The organism is Glaciimonas sp. CA11.2 (genome assembly GCF_034314045.1).
GTDB lineage: Bacteria > Pseudomonadota > Gammaproteobacteria > Burkholderiales > Burkholderiaceae_D > Glaciimonas.
The window spans coordinates 2,285,958-2,304,368 of sequence record NZ_JAVIWL010000001.1; the positions used below are offsets into that span (position 1 = coordinate 2,285,958).

The 18,411-nt window shown below is 50.6% G+C and carries 14 protein-coding genes; all 14 read right to left on the reverse strand.

Going from position 1 to position 18,411, the window contains the following annotated elements; translation table 11 throughout:
* Positions 1-154: 154 nt before the first annotated feature.
* The gene (gene ispB / locus RGU75_RS09785) at positions 155-1,105 is read right to left on the reverse strand and encodes an octaprenyl diphosphate synthase (RefSeq protein ID WP_322240401.1); all 951 of its coding nucleotides are present in this window, start codon (positions 1,103-1,105) and stop codon (positions 155-157) included.
* A gap of 253 nt (positions 1,106-1,358) precedes the next feature.
* The gene (locus RGU75_RS09790; protein ID WP_322235400.1) at positions 1,359-3,713 is read right to left on the reverse strand and encodes a Tex family protein; all 2,355 of its coding nucleotides are present in this window, start codon (positions 3,711-3,713) and stop codon (positions 1,359-1,361) included.
* Positions 3,714-3,987: 274 nt separating this feature from the next.
* Positions 3,988-4,965 (reverse strand): peptide chain release factor N(5)-glutamine methyltransferase, encoded by a 978-nt coding sequence (prmC, locus tag RGU75_RS09795; protein WP_322235402.1) that lies wholly within the window; start codon positions 4,963-4,965, stop codon positions 3,988-3,990.
* Complete coding sequence (locus RGU75_RS09800) at positions 4,962-5,459, reverse strand: disulfide bond formation protein B (RefSeq protein WP_322235403.1); 498 nt, start codon at positions 5,457-5,459, stop codon at positions 4,962-4,964. The genes prmC and RGU75_RS09800 overlap by 4 nt, the downstream gene beginning before the upstream one ends.
* 318 nt (positions 5,460-5,777) lie before the next feature.
* Positions 5,778-6,860: a peptide chain release factor 1 gene (gene prfA / locus RGU75_RS09805; RefSeq protein WP_322235405.1), complete on the reverse strand. Its 1,083-nt coding sequence runs from the start codon at positions 6,858-6,860 to the stop codon at positions 5,778-5,780.
* Between the two features lie 121 nt (positions 6,861-6,981).
* Positions 6,982-8,298 (reverse strand): glutamyl-tRNA reductase, encoded by a 1,317-nt coding sequence (hemA, locus tag RGU75_RS09810; protein WP_322235408.1) that lies wholly within the window; start codon positions 8,296-8,298, stop codon positions 6,982-6,984.
* A gap of 197 nt (positions 8,299-8,495) precedes the next feature.
* A complete protein-coding gene (locus tag RGU75_RS09815) occupies positions 8,496-10,997 on the reverse strand; it encodes a CHASE2 domain-containing protein (RefSeq protein ID WP_322235411.1) in 2,502 nt (833 codons plus the stop codon).
* Positions 10,998-11,035: 38 nt separating this feature from the next.
* A complete protein-coding gene (locus RGU75_RS09820; RefSeq protein WP_322235413.1) occupies positions 11,036-12,775 on the reverse strand; it encodes a FecR domain-containing protein in 1,740 nt (579 codons plus the stop codon).
* A gap of 45 nt (positions 12,776-12,820) precedes the next feature.
* Positions 12,821-13,510 (reverse strand): response regulator transcription factor, encoded by a 690-nt coding sequence (locus RGU75_RS09825; protein WP_322235416.1) that lies wholly within the window; start codon positions 13,508-13,510, stop codon positions 12,821-12,823.
* Between the two features lie 462 nt (positions 13,511-13,972).
* Entirely contained in the window at positions 13,973-14,224 is a 252-nt protein-coding gene (gene minE, locus RGU75_RS09830) for a cell division topological specificity factor MinE (protein WP_322235418.1), read from the reverse strand.
* Between the two features lies 1 nt (position 14,225).
* A complete protein-coding gene (gene minD / locus RGU75_RS09835; protein ID WP_205322277.1) occupies positions 14,226-15,041 on the reverse strand; it encodes a septum site-determining protein MinD in 816 nt (271 codons plus the stop codon).
* A gap of 29 nt (positions 15,042-15,070) precedes the next feature.
* A complete protein-coding gene (minC, locus tag RGU75_RS09840; RefSeq protein ID WP_322235421.1) occupies positions 15,071-15,862 on the reverse strand; it encodes a septum site-determining protein MinC in 792 nt (263 codons plus the stop codon).
* A 438-nt stretch (positions 15,863-16,300) separates the two neighbouring features.
* Complete coding sequence (locus tag RGU75_RS09845) at positions 16,301-17,080, reverse strand: flagellar brake protein (RefSeq protein ID WP_322235424.1); 780 nt, start codon at positions 17,078-17,080, stop codon at positions 16,301-16,303.
* Between the two features lie 136 nt (positions 17,081-17,216).
* On the reverse strand, positions 17,217-18,284 hold the full coding sequence (locus RGU75_RS09850) for a hypothetical protein (RefSeq protein WP_322235426.1): 1,068 nt from the start codon (positions 18,282-18,284) through the stop codon (positions 17,217-17,219).
* Positions 18,285-18,411: the final 127 nt, after the last annotated feature.

Sequence of the window (18,411 nt, forward strand, 5' to 3'; positions counted from 1 at the left end):
TCTTGGTTGCTTCTTTACCGCTTACGGAGTCTGACTTAATGACTGAACTCGTTGCTTCAACGCATTGTTAAACTTAATGTTTTTACTTGGTTTTCAACTCAGTTACTTAATCAACTCAGTTACTTAGCTCAGTTATGTAACTGCGCTAATTAGCTCAATGATTGCGGTCCACTGCAAACGACGCTAACTCTAGCAACGAGGTTTTATATTCGCTCTCTGGCAGCTTTGCAATCGCAGCGGTGGCTAGCTGTGCTGATTTTTTCGCTTCGGCTCGCGTGTAATCGAGCGCTCCAGAATTTGTTATTGCTGAAAGAATAGCATCAAAATGTTGCTCGTCGCCATTTTCGATGCAACTGCGTACCAGCGCGCGCTGCTCGCCGTTGCCATGCTGCATTAAATAGATCAGTGGAAGGGTGGGTTTGCCTTCGCGCAAATCGTCTCCCACATTTTTTCCGATATCTGCCGCATTGCCAGAATAATCAAGCACGTCGTCAATGAGTTGGAAAGCCGTGCCCAGTGAGCGGCCGTATTCGCCCGCCGCGTCAATTGCACTATCATTTGCACCCGCAATGAGCGCGCCTATTTGGGCTGCCGCTTCAAATAACTTTGCAGTTTTGGAGCGAATAACTTGCAGATAGCGCTCTTCACTGACATCCGGATTGTGCATGTTTAACAATTGCAGCACTTCACCTTCTGCGATGACATTGGTGGCATCAGCGACGATTTGCATGACGCGTGGATTGCTGACATCAACCATCATCTGGAAAGCGCGAGAGTACAAAAAGTCTCCCACGAGGACCGACGCAGCATTACCAAACATCGCATTCGCAGTTTTGCGACCACGGCGCAACGATGATTCATCGACTACATCGTCATGTAACAGGGTCGCGGTATGGATGAATTCGATGACTGCGGCGAGTTCATGGTGCTTGCACCCCTCATAACCAAACGCCTGTGCCATCAGAAGTACCAGCACGGGACGCAGGCGTTTGCCGCCAGCACTGATGATGTATTCAGCAATCTGGTTGACCAAAGGAACTTCGGAATGCAATTTTTCACGAATGACCGCATTAACCGCTTCCATATCGGTCAGGATCGGGTTCATGATGGACTGCTGAGTTGGAATATTGAGAGCGACGGACAAAATAAAGACCTGTTCGTAATCGTTAAAATCGTAAATGCCAACATTATACGACGTCAGCCTTGGAAGGCTGCTTCGTTTATGCATCATGGACTTATTTTGGCACTATTTAGGTGTAATACTTGTTGTGCGCGATGAAGTTGGGCAGAGCAATTTGCACACTCCGCGTCCATTTTCATCAGCCAAAGTCTGGCGTTACCATCCGCCAGACCCGGACTCAGCCCTTCAATTTGGCGAATGCCGCAGCCATCGCGCTATTTGCCGATGCGGCAACTGGTGCGGATTGTTGTCGTTGATGCTGGGAAAGACGTTTGGCGTCGTTACGGTCCCCGCGTTGTTCCGGTTTGCTACCCGGCACCGGCGCACTATCATCCAATCGCATGGTTAACGCAATTCGTTTACGCTTTTCGTCGATTTCCAGTACTTTCACCTTCACGACTTGTCCGGCTTTCACCACGCTGTGCGGATCTTTGACGAAGGTGTTGGATAATGCAGATATATGGACTAATCCATCCTGATGCACGCCGATGTCTACAAATGCGCCGAACGCTGCAACGTTGGTGACAACGCCCTCTAATATCATGTCTGGGCGCAGATCGCGCATTTCTTCTACGCCATCTTTGAAAGTGGCGGTGGTGAACTCAGGGCGGGGATCGCGACCTGGTTTTTCCAGCTCTTTGAGGATGTCGGTAATAGTCGGTACGCCAAATTTCTCGTCGGCGTATTTGGCGGGATTGAGCGATTTCAATAGTTTGTCGTCGCCAATGACGCCTTTCACATCCTTTTTGATGTCGGCCAGAATTTTTTCGACCAACGGATACGATTCAGGATGAACTGCGGACGCATCGAGTGGGTTATTGCCGTTCATGACGCGCAAGAATCCGGCGGCTTGCTCAAATGTTTTATCGCCAAGACGAGGCACTTCGCGCAAACCGGCGCGTGAGGTGAACATCCCTTTCATGTCGCGATAAGTCACAATACTTTGCGCGACGCTGGAATTGAGGCCAGATACGCGGGCCAGCAATGGTGCGGATGCCGTATTTACGTCAACCCCGACCGCATTCACGCAATCCTCGACCACAGCGTCAAGCGAACGCGCCAATTGGGTTTGACCTACATCATGCTGATATTGCCCAACGCCAATTGATTTTGGATCTATTTTGACCAGTTCGGCCAACGGATCTTGTAGGCGGCGGGCAATCGACACCGCACCGCGTATCGATACATCCATGTCTGGTAGTTCGCGTGAAGCGAATTCGGATGCTGAGTAGACCGATGCGCCAGCTTCTGAAACAACGATTTTGGTCAACTTGAGTTCAGGGCGTAGTTTGATCAAGTCCTGCGCGAGCTTATCGGTTTCACGCGAGGCTGTGCCGTTTCCGATCGAAATCAGCGAAACGTTATGTTTTTCCGCCAGTTGCGACAAGGTGTGCAGCGAACCTTCCCAGTCGTTACGTGGTTGATGGGGGTAGATCGTGCTGGTACCGACTACTTTGCCAGTGGCATCGACAATCGCGACTTTTACGCCGGTACGCAATCCTGGATCGAGGCCCATGGTGGCGCGTGGTCCGGCTGGTGCAGCCAACAAAAGCGCCTTCAAATTGAGCGCGAAAACGTGGATGGCCTCGACTTCGGCTTTTTCGCGCAGGTTGGTCATCAGCTCTGTTTCCAGATGCATGAAGACTTTGACGCGCCAGGCCCAACGTACGGTGTCGGATAACCATTTATCGGCGGGACGATTTTTGTTACTGATACCGAAACGCGCGGCAATACGCCCTTCGCAGGGATTGTGTGGTGCGTCCCACTTTGGCTTTTCTTCCTCGGTATTGAGTCGCAAGACCACGTTCAGCATCTCTTCACGCCGCCCACGGAACAACGCCAGCGCGCGGTGTGATGGAATGGTGCCGATGGTTTCGGAGTAGTCAAAATAGTCTGCGAATTTTTCGCCAGCGTCTTGTTTGCCTTCGATCACTTTAGATTCGACTACGCCGTGCTCTGTCAGATATTCGCGCAAGGCTTGCAGCAGCGATGCATCTTCAGCAAAACGCTCCATCAGAATTTGACGTGCGCCGTCAAGCGCAACCTTGGCATCGGCGACGCCGGGATTGTCGCCATTGTCGGTGCTGAAAGCGGGCTTGAAATATTTAATCGCCTCCTCTTCCGGTAGCAATTCTGGATTGGATAACAGCGCATCGGCCAATTCGGTCAAACCGGCTTCAGCCGCGATCTGAGCTTTGGTGCGGCGTTTTAATTTGTACGGTAAGTACAGATCTTCGAGACGGGTTTTGTCTTCCGCCAACGAGATGGCGCTCAGCAATGCCGGTGTCATCTTTCCCTGTTCCTCAATCGAACTCAGGATAGCGGCACGGCGTGCCTCGAGCTCGCGCAGATAGCGCAGACGCTCTTCCAGGAGGCGCAACTGAATGTCATCGAGGCCGCCAGTGGCTTCTTTGCGGTAACGGGCAATAAATGGCACCGTCGCACCTTCATCCAGCAGGGTGACAGCAGCGGCTACTTGGGCTGGTTTGGCAGCGAGTTCTAGGGCAAGACGTTGTTCGATCGAAGGCAGCATGGGTGTCTAGAGAATCAGATTCAGGCGTTGGACAAGAAAGCGATCATACGCAATTCAGATAAATTCGCTAGTCTTGACAAGCTTAAAAACATGGTTTTTGTAAAAAGATGATGAGAATTGGGAATGAAATACGAGTAGTTACGTGCTTTAGTCTCCGTGAGCGCCCCACAAGGGATGTTCATTTGCTATTTTCTTACGGCAAGTATATTTATAAAATTTAATCTGCCTGTATAAAATGCGGGTCGAGCATTTGGACGTAATGTTCGCGCTTTTTTCAATCGGGGTTTGGCGTGATTGGTTCATGTCTTATCTCGGCTGCGCTTTTTAAGCGCCCGCCGCTGACACGTGCAATCCCGGCTAAATCCTGCCAACTTTGTATCGCTTCAAACGGCAGCGTCTGCAATAACGCGATGACGGCTTCGGCCTGATCATAGCCGTGCTCCATGAGCAACCATCCGCCTTGATTTAAATGGTCCGACGCATTGTTAGCGATGATGCGCAAGGCGCTTAGTCCATCTGCATGATCGGTAAGTGCGTTAAGCGGTTCAAAGCGCAGATCGCCTTGCGAGAGATGGCGGTCGCCCTCAACAATATAAGGCGGATTTGCGACGATCATGTCAAAACGCTGAGGCGTTGATTTGCCTAGTGCATCTGATGTATTTAGGGCCGCGTACCAGTCGCTATGTACCAGATTGAATTTGTCGGCACGTAAAGCCAAATGGCGCGCAGCATTGCGGCGTGCGACCGCTAACGCTTCGATGCTGACATCAACTGCCGTGACCTGCACATGCGTGCGCGTAGCCGCAATAGCGATAGCAATAGCGCCAGAACCGGTGCCGAGATCTAAGACGGTTTGAGGCGTGATGTTCTGACTTGGTTGTGCATCGGTCAGGCGTTCTAACGCCAGCTCTACCAACAATTCGGTGTCTGGGCGGGGAATCAAAACGTCTGGCGTCACTTCCAGCATGAGTCCAAAAAATTCCCGTTCACCGAGAATGTAAGCAATCGGCTCGCCCTCCATGCGGCGACGGAACAGCTGCGTTAAAAGCGCCGCTTGCTGAGCGTCGACGCTACGCTGATCTTGTGTGATCAGTTGTGTGCGGGTAAGACCTAGCGCGTGCATGATCAGCAGGCGATTCTCGAGCGGTTCCAGTGGCGCGGTTTTAAGAATCCCCGCAACGCTGAAACCGTGCTCGATAGCGAATGCCGTTTGGGATGATGCGGACGGCGTCGTTTGTTGCTTATCAGTCATTCAAAATCGCCGTGGTTAGTGCGTTTGAGCAAAACTTTACCCAATATAACGGTCAATACGACAAACCAGAACAACGACCATTGCGGAATGGATAAACCGAGAATTGCATCGTAAGAAGCCGAGCATAAGGCCCAGGCGTCGACTTTAAAGACGGATGGCAACAGGGTGGCGGTCGGCAATGCGTTTAACGGGGCTTCCAGCGCGTCACGACCACAAGTCGTTGCAGGGTGCGCAATAACCCACAGATGCCAGCCCGCGGTTGCAGCACCACCAAGACCCGCGATCATGCCGATCGCCGCACTGGCTTTACGAATACTGTCGGGCATGCTGGCCGAAACCAGACAAATCAATGCGATGATCGCAAAGGCGTAACGCTGGATCACACAAAGAGGGCACGGCTGCATGTCTTTAACATGTTGCAAATAGAGGGCGGCGCCGATCAGTGCAAGGGCGATAAAAGCGACGGCTAGCAAAATGTGTTTAGATGATTTCATTTTTTTATTGAGGATGGTTAATGTCGATCAACGCATTACAGGCGTGGTGTGTTCGTAGCGTATTGCTTTGAAACCTTGAAGCGGTGATACAACCCAATTTAATATTCATACTCAGACTTGGAACTCTACAGCGGCATTTGGTTGCATTTTGTCATGCATCAGTATAAATCAGCTTACCTTAAAGGTGACTCTAAAAACCTTAACGAGCGGATTTTTCACCCCGCCGGGCAACGCCGGATTGCAGCGTCCTGCGAAGAAGTGAATTCGACTGATCGCAGGCTGCGCCTCCGACATGCCAGCTTGGTTTGAGTGTTTGTTTTATCGTTCGTCAGCCAGGGCGGCCAGCAATTCAGCCTGATGTTCGGCTGCCAGCGCATTGCTTAATTCTTCAAGATCGCCATCCATGATGTGGTCGAGTTTGTATAACGTCAGGTTGATACGGTGATCCGTCATGCGTCCTTGCGGAAAATTGTAAGTGCGTATCCGCTCGCTACGATCCCCGGAGCCGATCAGCGATTTGCGGGTTGCGGCTTCTTTCGATTGTTGTTCGCGCAACTGGCCATCTTTGATGCGAGCGGCTAGGACTTTTAGCGCGGACGCCTTATTTTTGTGCTGGCTACGATCATCCTGACATTCGACCACGATTCCGGTGGGGAGATGCGTGATACGGACCGCCGAGTCGGTCTTGTTAATATGCTGACCACCGGCACCGGATGCGCGATAGGTATCGATACGGATATCTGCCGGATTGATCGCGATGTCTGCAACTTCATCTGCTTCCGGCATGATCGCTACGGTACAAGCGGAGGTGTGAATTCGGCCCTGCGTTTCCGTGGTTGGTACGCGTTGCACACGATGCCCGCCTGACTCAAATTTCAGTTTGGAGTAAGCGCCAAATCCAACCAGGCGCACGATTACCTCTTTGTAACCGCCGACTTCGGAATCCGATGCCGATACCATTTCGATCTGCCAGCGATTGCGTTCTGCAAAACGCGTGTACATGCGCAATAAATCTCCCGCAAAGAGAGCTGACTCATCGCCGCCGGTACCTGCCCGAATTTCCAGAAAGATATTGCGTTCGTCGTTAGGGTCTTTTGGCAGCAACATTTTTTGTAAATCTGCTTCCAGTTGCTCCATGCGAGATTTGGCGCTATTGATTTCTTCTTGCGCAAATTCGCGCATGTCAGGGTCCGACAGCATGCCCATGCCGGTCTGGACATCAGCATCGGCTTGCGTATAGCTTAAATACAGAGCAACTAACGGCCCCAACTCCGCGTGTTCACGCGACAGCTTACGATAGCTGTCCATGTTGGAAGTCGCTTCTTCCTGATTTAACAGATCGTTAACCTCGACCAGTCGATTCGACAATTGGTCAAGCTTGGCAAGCATTGATGGCTTCATAGCGTACTTTGGTGGCTTGCAACGAGGGAATCGCTGCGGATGGTGAGCAAAAAAGATATTGTGCAAAAACAGGATGTGCCGACTCAATATGCTGAGTGGCAGACGATAGCGGATGGCTTCGCTAACGCTTGCTGCGGAATAGTTGTGGCAGCAGGACTGCGAGGCGAGCACGTTCGTCGCCTTGTGCATTGTGCAGCGCTTGTTGTGGTCCGTGCAGAAATTTGGCAGCGAGACCTTTAGACAGTGCCTCAAGAACGGTATCGATGTCCTCACCTTTGGCGAGCATCTTGCGTGCCCGTTCCAACTCCAGCATTCGCATTAACTCACTGCTTTCATGCAGATCCTGAATCACAGGGACAACAGCGCGCGTGTCGATCCAGTGCATGAAGGATTGCACGCGGGTTTCGATAATGGCTTCGGCTTGCGATACAGCGGCCAGACGACTTTCCATACCGGTCTGGACGACGGAGGCCAGATCATCCACCGTGTATAAAAATACGTCGTCAAGGCGACCAACTTCACTTTCGATATCACGCGGTACGGCCAGATCGAGCATAAACATTGGTTTGTGGCGACGCGCTTTGACCGCGCGTTCCACCATGCCTAAACCGATAATCGGCAGCGACGACGCAGTACATGAAATAATGATGTCGTAGTTGCCTAACTGATCTGGCAAGTCGGCCAGGCGTAGCGCTTGACCGCTAAAGCGATGCGCCAATATTTCAGCACGGTCAAGCGTACGATTTGCCACGGTCAGAGTTTTTGGATTCTGCGCGGCAAAATGCGTGGCGCATAATTCAATCATTTCTCCAGCACCGATAAACAGCACGTTCTGACCTGAAATGGCGTCGAAAATCCGTTCCGACATGCGTACAGCAGCGGCAGCCATTGAGACGCTGTGCGCGCCTATTTGGGTAGTGCTGCGAACCTCTTTTGCGACAGCAAAAGTGCGTTGAAATAATTGATGTAAATAAGTCCCAAGGCCACCGACGGCTTCCGCATGGCGCACAGCATCCTTCATCTGACCGAGGATTTGCGGTTCGCCCAGCACCATTGAATCCAATCCGGAGGCGACGCGAAAAGCGTGACGTGCCGCGTGGTCATGCGGCAATGTATACAAATGCGGACGCAGATCAGCGTATGAAAGCTTGTGATAATGCGCCAGAAAATGCGCGGTGGAATCAATTGCCGTGTCAATGTTGCGGGCTTCGTTCGTCCCGATTACGCTGCCGGACAGGTCACTTGCGGCATATAACTCGGTACGATTGCACGTCGATAAAATCGCTGCTTCGTCTGTGACACCGGACGCGCTGTTGTCACTAAACCATGCACGCGCCGCCGTAACTGCCTGACCAATCTGGTCAGCAGGGAAAGCCACCTGTTCGCGCAATGAAACGGGCGCGGTGGTGTGGTTAAGTCCGACGGCTAGCAAGTGCATTTTGGTAACAACTCAAGAGGAAAGAAGGGGACTCTTTATAGCTCGACATTATACCCCGCAGCGTGGCTGTTGAGATTAAGTGCGCATTTCTTGATGGAATGATAATAATATACAAGAATTGATTGCCAACGAACATGGGACGCTCCCGGCAAATTAAGCCCCGAAATGTTTTTTGGCGCAACAAAATATCCCTTTAGTCAGACTGTCGACAAGGGCAAGATAATGGTAAATGTGGTGCCTTCGCCAACAACACTGCAAAAAGATAACGTGCCGAAATGGCGTTCGATCACTGTTTTGACGAATACAAGGCCAAGCCCTACGCCGTCTGTTTTAGGTTGGTCAGGAATGTTGACGCGCTGAAAACGTTGAAATAATTTTGCCTGATCGGCGGCCGCAATGCCATAGCCTTGATCCTGCACCTGGCAAATGACGTGCAAAGGTGTGCCGTCGGATCCCTTTTCTACACTGTAGAGCAGGCTACACGTGATGGTCGTTCCTGCGGAACTGTAGTTGACCGCGTTAGAAATCAGATTGCACAAGGCGCGCGCCATCAAGGAGCGGTCAATTTTAGTAATAAATTCGCCCTCCGCGATCTTTGTAATCAAGGTGATTTTTTTGTTATTGGCTAGTGTCCACATTTCGTCGCTAGCATCCAAAACAACGTCTTGAAAGTCGACTTCTTCAAGCCGATAAGACTCTGATTCAGCGCGTGCCAGTTGGACAAAGTTATCGGCCAGTCCCAAGGTTTTGCGGGAGGCGCGCTCGATTCTGGAGAAAAATTCCTCTTGAGGTAACGCTGAAGACGGGTCACTTTGTAGTTCCAATAACGCTAAAATTGATGCTTGTGGTGCACGCATATCGTGCGATAAAAAGCGTAACGTTTCATCCCGGCTGCGCTCTGCGGCACGAATACTGGAGATGTCCACGATACTGACAATCCAGCCGCTAAGAATCTGTCTGGCCGAATAGCAGGGCGCACTCTTGATTAATAAATCGCGTCCTTTTTGGTCTTGAACGGAAGTGCCATTTGCGAGAGCGGGCTGATACTGGATGTCAAGCAAATCGGGCCACGAGAACGGATGATGCGGCGCGGTTTCAAATGACGGTGGTGATGCGATGTAAGAAAACAATGGCGGCAGGTTTGCGCCGTAAATGTTATGGATGTTCAATGTTGCGAAGTAATCATTGGCCACCCGATTGACGACAACGATGCGACCATCAATAGTGGTGATCAATGTTGCGTCCGGCAAACTATCGAGATTGTCAGAAATGAACTGGCGTAAGTCGCGCACCCTGCGCGCCGCGGTGCGCATCGCGTTGATACGCTGTTCGAGTACGTCTTCACCTTGATAAAGTACGTTGCCGGGAAGGATTGCTTCGGGTAATAAATGCGGCTCCTGATCTAGCAGCATAAATTCTTGTCCGAGGTAGGAAATAGCTGCTTCCAAACGACACCAACTCCACAGCGGATAGGTTAGCCCCGTACCTATCAGGGCTGCACTGGGTGCGACCCACAATCCATGGGTGAACATGAAGTAGCTGGCCGCGACGGTGGTCGCCATCAGTACGGCGGTCAGGAATAAGGAAAAGCGAGGGGTGAGCAGCAAGTAACTGAATAACGCGAGCAATACCGGGAGTATGCTCAATAAGGTAGTCTGGAGGGTTGGCGCGATGTTTATGGATCTGTGGTCCAGCAAACTGGCTAAAATATTGGCGTTGATCTCGATACCCGGCATGACCCCCGATGTTCCCGAAACAGGTGTGGGAAAAGCGTCCGCCATGCCGACCGCCGTGGCGCCTATCAAGACGTATTTATCTTTAAAAAAATCTTTTGGCACCTCGCCTTTGAGGACCGAAACATATGGAACCGAGCGGAATAGTCCAGAGCCGCCCGCGTAAGGAATATGCATTTGATAGTCGCGTTGCCATTGTCCCGCCGCCACCGTGGGGCCGTTTGCATCCGTCGATCCTTTTAAGTTGTTGTCGACGCTGCTGTCCTTGCCAAGGGGATCAAGAGGATGATTGTCATGCCGGCCTGCGCTTAGATGCGCACCAGGCAATTCGCCGCGAGAATCGGTCACCGCTTGCCCGCCAATGTCAGCTAAAGCCAGCGCAAAGTGTGACCACCAAATGCCATTTTGGCCCTCTTTTAGAAATACGCTGCGTGCCACCCCATCTTTATCAAGCTCCAGATCAATATGACCAATGGCGCGTGTAGTGTGCAGAAATTCCGGGATGGGCAACAGGCTTGTGACGCCACTTCCCATCATCGCCGTGACCATCGGCAACACGACCTTATTGCTGGCCTGTAAAGCCTGCGATAGTGCTGCGTCATTATTGGGTGAGGTGGCAGTCGTGAGCGCTTCAGGCTCCGTCATGATCACGTCCAGACCAATTGCTTTTGGTCTGGCCTGCATGATCGTGTTGATAACCTGCGCATGCAGAGTGCGCTGCCATGGCCAACGTCCAAGTTGGGAAATACTGTAATCGTCAATTCCGACAATAATAATGTCATCGCGCGCGGGACGCGAATTGAAGCGCATAAATTGGTCATAAAGCGGAAGATCAAGTTGCATCAAACCGTTTTGATAGCCGAGCGCCGCAGTGAGCGAGAGTAATGCGATGGTGAGCGCCAGCCATTGACGTAACGCTACCCGTTTAACATTGCCAATGAAGGCACTGCTGGTCGGTTCGACCATTCTATGCTCCGAAATGGGTGGTTTCCGTTGGTGGCGTTTTAAAAGCCAGTTGGCGTGATATCACCTGTATTGATGAGCGGTGCACCGTCACTGGTTCTCCACAATCCGCCAATGACGATTTTTTGGGCTTCAGAAAACTCGCCAGTGTAGCCATCAGAATCAATCGCCTTGACGCGCACAAAGTAAATCCCGTTAGGCGGATTTGCGATCGAAATTTCCGGAGCTGTTGATTCTTGCGTCAAAAAAAGCGCCGTAAACGCAGCATCACGGGCTATTTCAATCACAAATGTTTGACCGGATTCCCCGTGCCACCTAAAAGCCAGTGTGCTGCCGGCTGGTTCAATTTTTGGTAGTTCCAATGGCGCCATCAGGGTAACCGCCTGCGCATCGCCGAAAGGACCCTGATCATCTTTGCCGTCTCGTGTCACCACGGTTGCGACGTGCCAGAAATAAGGACCAAGTGCCAATTTTGGTGGACTGAATTGCGCGGATGTCAGGGTCGCATCATCGCTGACCAGTTGTGTGAACTGGTCAGCGGAGGCGATCTGGATATGATAATGAATGGCGTCGGGGACTTCGGACCAGCTTAAGGATGGATTGGCAATTCGCGCCTTTCCTTTTGGACCGATAGGAAAAGGAGGTTCCGGGCGGGCTTTGAGTTTGAATGCGGTGATGGATGGATAACCTTCGAGACCCTGATTGTCGATGGCGGTCACGCGTGCAAAATAGTTGCCGTCGATCAGCCCATCAAGTCTGATTTCAACGGTATCAGACTCTATTTCGGACAACGTATTCTGGAACGCCTGATCGGTCGCAATCTGTGCCCGATAGCGCCGCGCACCCTGCAATGGATCCACGGTAAGGCGCACGGTTGGTCGTTGCTGTAAAGCAGAGTTTCCCGTAAGCGTTGGCTCTGGAAGCAATGGCACTGCCTTGCTTACTGCTTGCGCATCGGTTATTGATCCTTGTCCAGCCTGTAAGGGCAATCCCGCAGGGCGATTGTTTTTGGCTACGGCAACGGCGCCATGCAACACCTCAGTTGCCATCTTGTTATCGCTGACATTGACCCTGAAATTGGTGCCACGAACGCCAGCAACGGCAAGTGGTGAGCGGACCTCAAAGCGTCCTTTATTTTCTTTCAGCGGGGATACCCGAGAATCAACGCGTCCACGTACAAGCGTAATCTCCGTAACCGGGCTTTGTGTGAACCGGGCGCTTCTTAAGTGGCTGAGTTTTATCTGACTGTTGGAGGGCAAAGCTACTCGTGAGTTGTCTGCAAGCGCCAGCGTGATAAAACTGTTGGGGCCAGTTTCAATGCGCGCACCCTCCTGAAGCGTTGTGTCAATTGCCAGGGGAATATCTTTTCCGTCGGCGGTATTTGCGCTAATAGCCCCCGAGAAAGCAACTATTCTTGCGCTAGCGGGAATTTGTTCCAGCAATGCCACAGGAATAAGGATCGGTGTGCCGATGGGAATGGTGCGTTCATTAGGAATTTTGTTGATCTTTTGGAGCGCAACCCAGTTACGACTCGTGGTCGTCAGGTACTCGGCAATCGTACTTAGCGTATCGCCTTTGCGTGCCCGATACGTGATGGTGGAGGGCGCAACACTGAATGAGTCAGCGTCCAATTTTATCGATGGAGCAGCAAAAACCGGTAAATAGGGGCCCGTTAATAACAACAATAAACTGCCTCGCCATAATTGCTCAAAATTCGTCTTTTGATCCGTCTTTTTTTTGGGGTTCCTGCTGTACGTCGGGTGTTCGATGTAATGCTGCATTTTTTCTCCGACGACCGTTTTACGCGTGATTTGCGCATTCGCGCATTATTCCGACAGTTGTTCCAAACGATATCCGTAGCTATACACAGGTGCAAGTCGAAAACCGTTTTCTGGTCGTAATTGTAGCTTACTGCGAACCCGTGAAACGTGCGTATCCATCGTGCGCGAGGGAATGTCGATGTCACGCGACCACACTGCTTCGAGAATGTATGCACGCGATAGCGGACGACCCATGTTGCGGAAAAAAAGCAGCGCTAAATCGAATTCTTTTTGCGTAATTTCAATTGGCACGCTACTGACGGTCAGGCGTGCAGCGCGGGTTTCGAATATGTAGTGTCCGAACGTAATTTCCTCGCTCGCATTTTGAATGGGATAAGCGCGACGTAATAATGCTTGTACCCGCGCCACCAGTTCACCACGGCGGATAGGTTTGATCATGTAGTCGTCAGCACCAGCCGCGAGTCCGGCCACAATGTCATCCTCGCCAGAGCGACTGGTCATGAACAACACCGGCAGTTCGGGCGGCAATTTCTCTCGCACCCAGTGCAAGACTTCGGACCCACTGAGATCGGGCACTTGCCAATCGAGGATGAGCATGTCGTAGCTCTCTCGTCGCAACTGGCTCAAGATTTCTTTGCCGCTTTGAAAAGGATGGCAAACATGGCCGCTAGCGGTCAGGACTTGGCAAACCAGATCGGTTTGGCTCAAATCATCGTCAAGGACAGCAATTCTCATAGTTTTCTATTATTGGCTTAGTGTTAATTATTGTAAGCCAGTTAGAGCCGATAGCTTGGCCAGTATCCTGACTGCCGATGAAATAGCGAGTGTCCCTGCGTTTTCCCTAGTCTCAAGCTTCGCTGTTGTTGAGGTGTCGGCGGTAATGAGTTTATGTTAACACTTATCACTCTTTGATAGATGCTCTATATGAACATTTTTGTAATGTACGTGTGGCATTGTGTACGTTTTCCACAGCTGCACTAACGCCATTATAGTAGAAATGTGAAATACTGAAAATTAACGCGTTACAATATTAACTCTATCGCAACATTATTCTGGGAGGTGACCTGAAGCGATATTTTTGAGGCGCTAATCGAGCAAAGCACGCAACTTACGAGATCAATAGTGAGGAAATAGCGGACGCGACAGGCGTCCGCAGGTAAAGACTTGGCAGAGCGCTACTTGTAAAAGTAGATGGACTCAAATATCAGGCAGCACAACATTAACATCTAATATTTCCAGGTCACCTTGGCGATCCAGTGAAATTTTGATATCGCTGGCATTGACTTTTGTGTACTTGGAAATAACTTCAATTAATTCTTTATGGAGTGCCGGTAAAAAATCAGGACCTTGGCGACCGCTACGCTCACGTGCAATGATAATTTGCAGGCGCTCCTTAGCGGCAGATGCGCTTTTCGGTTGCTTGGTGAACAAGAACGAGAGTAGAGCCATATTACTTCCCTCCAAAGAGGCGCGAGAGCAAGCCCGGTTTTTGATAGTTGGCAAAGCGCAACGGCACGTCTTCGCCAAGGAAGCGGGAGACCACATCCTCGTAAGCCATAGCGACATCGCTACCTTTTACGTGGATGGCCGGGTTGCCTTGATTTGATGCGTGTAGCACCGCTTCTGACTCAGGAATAATACCGATCAAAGGAATGCGCAAAATATCCTGCACATCGGTATGAGATAACATCTCACCCGCTTCAACGCGCTTAGGTGAGTAGCGGGTAATGAGCAGATGTTCCTTGACTGGTTCTCCGCCATTTTGAGCGCGGCGCGACTTGGCCTGAATGATCCCCAAAATCCGGTCTGAATCACGCACCGACGATACTTCGGGATTGGTCACGATGACGGCTTCATCGGCGAAGGTCAGCGCCATTACCGCACCGCGTTCAATACCCGCTGGCGAGTCGCATACAATAAATTCAAAATCCATTTTTGCCAGATCGTTCAATACACGTTCAACGCCTTCTTCGGTCAGCGCGTCTTTGTCTCTGGTTTGTGATGCTGGAAGAATAAACAAGTTATCGCAATGTTTGTCTTTAATTAAGGCCTGATTAAGTGTTGCTTCGTTGTTAACTACATTGATCAGGTCATATACTACGCGTCGTTCGCAGCCCATGATCAGATCAAGATTGCGTAGGCCAACATCAAAATCCAGGACAGCAGTTTTATGACCGCGCATGGCCAGGCCTGAGGCAAAGCTGGCGCTGGATGTCGTCTTGCCGACGCCCCCTTTACCAGATGTTACAACGATGATTTTTGCCACGAAAACTCCTATTTTTTTAAGAATTAAAACTATGATCTGGAAGGCGAATTAAGTGATATCACATCAATTCGGTCGCCGTTAAGCTGAATTTGTGCCGCCTGTCCCTTCAATTCTGCAGGAAACCCATGTTCAAAGGTCCGATATACACCCGCTATCGATACCAGTTCAGGCTCCATCGCAGTGGCGAAAATACGTGCTTTGGTATCGCCGCTGGCACCCGCTAGCGCCCGGCCGCGCAAGGGCGCATAAACATGGATACTGCCATCTGCAATGATTTCGGCACCGTTATTGACCATCGCTGTAATGATCAGGTCGGAGCCACGGGCATAAATGCGTTGACCGGCGCGCACTGGCGTGTCGACGATCATGGGTTGCTGGAGTGGTGTAGCCGCCGATGTGGCTAGCGTCGCCGGAGGCTGGGATACCACCACCTCTGGGGCGTTTATAGTCAGCACCTCAGTCGGTTGGACAGCGGGGGCATTGGGTTCTGCTCTGGGCGCGATGACGGTATCAATACTGAGGCCATTCGCGATAATCGCAGGATGAATGGTATCCGGCGCATTGCGTACTGCAACTGCATTAAGTTGATACGTTTTCAGCAGTTTGACGAGGGCGCTCCATTCAATGTAGTCATTTGACTCGCCCAAAGCTGCGATGTCGATTACGGCAAATTCATTGTCAAAAAAGTCCGCATTGCCGCCGGTCATCTCTTTTAATGCGTCATCTAAAACGGCAAGATCCACGTCATGAAGAATGACTGAAACTGCTACCACCGTTGCTATCTTTATTTCAATTGGCTTGCGTGTCTTATTTTTGGGCATAAAGCAACAGATTGAATAAGCGAACCACAGTGCAACCAGAGGCCGCTAACGACTCGCAAATAGGGTTAGGAATCAGTTTGGCATGCATAAAAATAACGTATCCAAAAAAACTTGGAATGAACGATCTTACCAAATCTCCGCCCGATAGCAAAAAAAAGCTACGTCGGCGGTTGCCTCGCGACACATAAGTGGTAAACCCGCGACAAATCGAAGAAAAGCGCCGAACCTCAGATAATGTCCCGGTTATTGAAAGAAAATGAAAGATAAGGACCGTTTTATAGCCAACACAGGAAGCGTTTGTTGGCTATTTAACGGGGCAATGGCTCACGCCTTTTTATTTCTTGTAGCCGTTGCCTGTTTTGATAGAAAGCGGCAAGCAATGGCGATTTTGTTATGAATAGCGTCTATGCGTAGATTAACGAACTTATCGAACGCAGGTCAACTGCGGTTTAGGCGCAGTTCTAATTGCGTAATCACGCGCTGCAAATTCGCTTCCTGGTCTTTAGGAACAGTCAAAAACCGGCACCCGAAGTGATAAACCGGATCATTAAACGTTTGGCTATTATGAATAAAGGTGATTTGTATATCCAAAGTCATTTTTCCCAAATCATGAAAGTCGAACGTGGCGTCTGTTAGGTTCATAGCAATAGCAAGCTCACCGATACTGGCATCGGTCGAGCGAAGTCGAACCCCCGATGGTGACAAGTCGACAATGTAGAACGACATCCGGCGTTGATCCGGCAAGGTGGCGGTACAAATATAGGGATTATTCGTCGGTGTCTCTACGCGGAAGTGTTCGCGTCGTTGGATGCGATACAGACTTTCCGGTAATTGCGACTTAAATGCTGGCAGGCCGTCATAAAGCTGGGGTTCGGGATGGCCGCAAACAAACTGGATATGCGCACCGGATTGCAAGCTCGAAAACAGATTTTCTCCAGACTCCTGATGCTGTTGATTTTCAGCATCACTGCCGCTGTAATCGTAGAAAAAAGAACCTGTCGTTTCATCGACTGCCAAAATACGCGTGATGATGCGTGATCCTGATCTGCCGAAGGAAATACTTAGTGGGTCTTTTTGGTGCGCGAGTTGGCGCAGTACGTACACGACTTCTTTCGGATGGATGACCCGAAAATCGTCCAATGCGGCGAGTGATGCCGCCAATGTTGGCGAAGGAGGGAGATCAGTGCTTGTTTCCGATACTGGACTGGTGTTTTTCATATCTTTCCAATGTGTATCAAAACTCGCTTTTAAATGCGAGAAGCAGAAAAAGAGAGCAATTGTCACAAATATTACCTACTTTATGGCAGCTTGAGACAGTTTTTTGCGGGCAAGTATTTAATCTACGCCATAGCCATCAAACTTGCCAGGCATCATCTCTGTAAATAACGCACTCGTCGAGGGTGACCGTGTTCGTCACCGCAAAGACGTCAATATGGTATCTGGCATCGGCGCGCTTAATTGCCGCTTTATTGTAGACTCCATGCTTAGCGCCCAGCGATAAATGTATGCCGCACATCCTCTCATAAGTGCCAATATCGCTCACCATACGGTTTTGCGAAAATGCACGATTCATACCAAAACCAAGTTCACGCAGCCAGACTTCGCCTTCGGACGCGCGGATGTTTGCCAGCACCTGATCAAACTCAGGCGTGGAATCAATGGCCTCCGTCACGCGGCCTTTGACGATCACCAGCGTGATCGGCGTAGCGGGTTTGTTGACGTGAAATTGCGTGTCGCCGAAAACAAAAATACGTACGCGGCCATTGACTGCTTCCAGGTCTTGCGCTTCGGTAAAAACCTCACCAATAGGAAACTGACCGCCGACATTTTTCATGCCGCTATAGTCACCAATGTTGAGTTTTGCAGATTCAAATGGCGAGTCAAAAACCAGGATTTCGCCGCCGCTATCGATGACGCCGATGCTCGCGCTATCAATGCGCGCCTTCAGTGCGACCCCAACGTCGCGATAGTACGTCGGGTCATAGGCCAATGCGTCGATGTAATACAGCGCTTCTGGTCCGGTCATGCGCGAAAGATGAGGATGTTCTATCACCTTTAATGCGCGTTTAAAAAGTTCAACGCGCAGTCGAAACGCTTCAAGCCTAAAGTTGGTGGATTGAATCAATATCACCAAATCGTTCGGCGCAAGGGGTGTAAAAGAGGCAAGCACTACTTCGGGCGTTACTGCGTCGAAGTCGATAAAGGTGGCAGTTGGAAGGCATCGCCGATACGCTTGCGTCAACGCTACTGAGAGAGTAGAGCGGGTATCAAACACCACTAACGCAGCCTGCGCTGGACTGTGTTCGATCGCTATCGATAATACGTCGCGGAGATGGTTTGCTGCCTTACCGACAACCGTCTCGGTAATAAGGTCGCAGACTGGTTCGGAAAGTGTTGCGCTCGGAGTGGAGGTCATTGTCATTTCATCGCATCAAAAATAGTAAAAACGTCACGCGGCCCGGCTTTTCGGGTGTAGCGACGTTTTCTATTGGAGACACATTTTAATCGACAACCACATCAGTGCACGAATAACGTAAGGATGAATGCCA

What these genes read in the sequence shown, in the direction of transcription:
- ispB (WP_322240401.1), bottom strand. Translation starts at nt 1,105, where the DNA reads ATGAACCCGATCCTGACCGATATGGAAGCGGTTAATGCGGTCATTCGT.
- RGU75_RS09790 (WP_322235400.1), bottom strand. Translation starts at nt 3,713, where the DNA reads ATGCTGCCTTCGATCGAACAACGTCTTGCCCTAGAACTCGCTGCCAAA.
- prmC (WP_322235402.1), bottom strand. Translation starts at nt 4,965, where the DNA reads ATGACTGATAAGCAACAAACGACGCCGTCCGCATCATCCCAAACGGCA.
- RGU75_RS09800 (WP_322235403.1), bottom strand. Translation starts at nt 5,459, where the DNA reads ATGAAATCATCTAAACACATTTTGCTAGCCGTCGCTTTTATCGCCCTT.
- prfA (WP_322235405.1), bottom strand. Translation starts at nt 6,860, where the DNA reads ATGAAGCCATCAATGCTTGCCAAGCTTGACCAATTGTCGAATCGACTG.
- hemA (WP_322235408.1), bottom strand. Translation starts at nt 8,298, where the DNA reads ATGCACTTGCTAGCCGTCGGACTTAACCACACCACCGCGCCCGTTTCA.
- RGU75_RS09815 (WP_322235411.1), bottom strand. Translation starts at nt 10,997, where the DNA reads ATGGTCGAACCGACCAGCAGTGCCTTCATTGGCAATGTTAAACGGGTA.
- RGU75_RS09820 (WP_322235413.1), bottom strand. Translation starts at nt 12,775, where the DNA reads ATGCAGCATTACATCGAACACCCGACGTACAGCAGGAACCCCAAAAAA.
- RGU75_RS09825 (WP_322235416.1), bottom strand. Translation starts at nt 13,510, where the DNA reads ATGAGAATTGCTGTCCTTGACGATGATTTGAGCCAAACCGATCTGGTT.
- minE (WP_322235418.1), bottom strand. Translation starts at nt 14,224, where the DNA reads ATGGCTCTACTCTCGTTCTTGTTCACCAAGCAACCGAAAAGCGCATCT.
- minC (WP_322235421.1), bottom strand. Translation starts at nt 15,862, where the DNA reads ATGCCCAAAAATAAGACACGCAAGCCAATTGAAATAAAGATAGCAACG.
- RGU75_RS09845 (WP_322235424.1), bottom strand. Translation starts at nt 17,080, where the DNA reads ATGAAAAACACCAGTCCAGTATCGGAAACAAGCACTGATCTCCCTCCT.
- RGU75_RS09850 (WP_322235426.1), bottom strand. Translation starts at nt 18,284, where the DNA reads ATGACAATGACCTCCACTCCGAGCGCAACACTTTCCGAACCAGTCTGC.